Below are 776 nucleotides of genomic sequence, written 5' to 3'. Positions count from 1 at the left end.
TGGCTCTCAGTGGCTTCAACATAAGTATATTGGCTGTTGGGTAATATGGTCACAAACACCTCCACAGGGATTATATCACCGGTCTGTCTATCAATAATATGCAGCTTCTTGCCAGCAAAATCTATAAACATTTCTTTACCCGCCTCATGTTCTAACTTCATGGAACCTTTTACCTTGGCATATTTGCGACGATAATGCTCCATAAATTGAGTATAGCTATAGGCGTTCTTGGTCGTCTGAGTATATTCTTGGTAGTGGTATAGAAAAGTGAATCCGGGATGATTTCGAGCTTTATTGACCTTCTCAAAATAAAGCATCAGCTTATCTTGTCTTTNTCAGTATCAAGAGTGGTGAATGAAGTGAAAAGTGCCGTCAAGGCTGCATTGTCATAATTCAAAAGCTCCTCAAAAGAATATTCACTAGCTTTGAAACGCTTCATGTAGGTATTCACCGTGTTCCGGGATATGCTTAGAATGTCGCTTATTTTACGATTACTGTAACCGTCTAAGTGTAATGTGATAATTTGTTTAAGGTCCATAGGATCAAGTGTGTTTGCCATATCTAATCGCTTTTTTGCGACAAGATAATTGTACTTGATCTTTCAAAGTGGCTGGGAAAACTGGTCAGCCTGTGGCACAAAACGATCCGCTATGGAATGAATTGAACCCCAAAAATGGCACAAAACGATCCGTAAATATTGGCACAATTTGAACCGATATAACTGGCACTAACCCACCGAAATACCTGGCACAAAACGATCCGTAATATCCACATAC

The 776-nt window shown here is 39.6% G+C and carries 1 protein-coding gene and 1 pseudogene; both read right to left on the bottom strand.

Features of this window, described 5'->3' with window-relative positions:
- A pseudogene (locus tag ABEA42_RS10295) lies at nt 1–317 on the bottom strand (IS21 family transposase); the annotation flags it as partial.
- On the bottom strand, nt 317–538 hold the full coding sequence (locus tag ABEA42_RS18520) for a LuxR C-terminal-related transcriptional regulator (RefSeq protein ID WP_425572050.1): 222 nt from the start codon (nt 536–538) through the stop codon (nt 317–319). The pseudogene ABEA42_RS10295 and the gene ABEA42_RS18520, both read right to left, overlap by 1 nt.
- Nucleotides 539–776 lie beyond the last annotated feature (238 nt).

Origin of the sequence: Pedococcus ginsenosidimutans (assembly GCF_039544395.1) — a bacterium.
GTDB lineage: Bacteria > Actinomycetota > Actinomycetes > Actinomycetales > Dermatophilaceae > Pedococcus > Pedococcus ginsenosidimutans.
The sequence above is the reverse complement of the archived record's forward strand: the minus strand, read 5'-3'. Positions and strand labels throughout refer to the sequence as shown.